Here is a 1,526-nt window from a genome sequence, read left to right on the forward strand (position 1 = left end):
TTTTTCAGTGTGATTGTGTGGAGTGTTTAAATATAAAATGGTTTCATCTATAACTCGGACACCGGGGATTTCTGGGGGTTCTGCTGACGAAGCAGAGGGATTGGGCAAAGGGATTGAAAGCAGTATTGGACTGAATTTCATTTCACTACCAGCAAATCCCTTATTTGGCACAGATGGGATTCGTGGACGGGTGGGAGAATTACTGAGTGCGCCCCTAGCATTGCAAATTGGTTTTTGGACAGGGATTGTTTTACGTAAGCATGCGACTCAACTAGGGCCAGTGATTCTGGGACAAGACTCTAGAAACTCCAGCGATATGCTGGCAATGGCTTTGAGTGCAGGCTTAACAGCAGCAGGATTAGAGGTTTGGTATTTGGGATTATGTCCCACACCTGGGGTTGCCTATCTTACCAGCATCAGTGATGCCATCGGCGGAGTGATGATTTCTGCCAGCCACAATCCGCCAGAAGACAATGGGATTAAGATTTTTAGTGCCGACGGTGGGAAGTTACCCCAACTATTGCAGGCAGAAATTGAAGCCGGACTGCGTGGGAAAATATCAGCGATTGCGAAAGTCAGTAATTGTGGACGGCATTACTCACGTTTGGAGTTAGTGGGGGATTATAGCTCGGCGTTGAAAAAACCCTTGAACAGTGGCCTAAATCTTCAGGGAATGAAGATTGTATTAGACTTGGCGTGGGGAGCAGCAGTTGGTTTAGCGCCATCAGTATTTAGAGAAATGGGAGCAGAAGTCATTTGCTTGCATAACGAAGCAGATGGCGATCGCATTAATGTTAACTGCGGTTCCACATACCTAGAGATTCTGGCAGCCACAGTCCAAGAACACAACGCCGATATCGGCTTTGCCTTCGATGGTGATGCCGATCGCGTCTTAGCCGTAGACAATACAGGAAGGCAAGTTAACGGCGATTACATTCTCTACCTGTGGGGACGACACTTACAACAAAACCAACAATTGCCAGACAACCTGATTGTCTCTACTGTCATGGCCAACTTAGGGTTTGAGAAAGCTTGGCAGCAAATTGGTGGTAAGTTAATTCGTACCGCAGTTGGCGATCAATATGTGCAAGCCGAAATGCTGCGAACTGGGGCAATGCTAGGGGGTGAACAATCAGGCCATATTCTTTGCCGTCATTATGCTGTGACTGGAGATGGCTTATTAACAGCATTACATATCGCAGCTTTAGTGAAAGAGGCGGGTGTTTCCCTGAGTGAATTGGTAGATCAAAGCTTCCAAACCTATCCGCAGTTGTTGCGGAACGTGCGAGTTATGGATCGCGATCGCCGTTTAGGATGGCAAGATTGCCAACCTGTGCAACAAGCGATCGCTCTTGCCGAAGCCGCAATGGGTGAAAGAGGCAGAATTTTGGTTCGCGCCTCTGGTACAGAACCAGTCATCAGAGTCATGGTGGAAGCCGCTAATGCCGAACTCGCCAACTACTGGACAAATGAATTAGTTTCCCAAGTGCAGCAACATCTGATGGACTAAATTAGCTAATATCTCA

Annotated in this window: 1 protein-coding gene; it reads left to right on the forward strand. The window is 47.3% G+C overall.

The genetic code is table 11. The features are described from left to right. Window positions 1–37: 37 nt before the first annotated feature. Window positions 38–1,510, forward strand: a complete 1,473-nt coding sequence (gene glmM, locus V7K97_RS05580) for a phosphoglucosamine mutase (RefSeq protein ID WP_334799752.1) — start codon at window positions 38–40, stop codon at window positions 1,508–1,510. The last annotated feature ends 16 nt before the right edge of the window (window positions 1,511–1,526 follow it).

Origin of the sequence: Nostoc sp. (assembly GCF_036917815.1) — a bacterium.
GTDB lineage: Bacteria > Cyanobacteriota > Cyanobacteriia > Cyanobacteriales > Nostocaceae > Nostoc.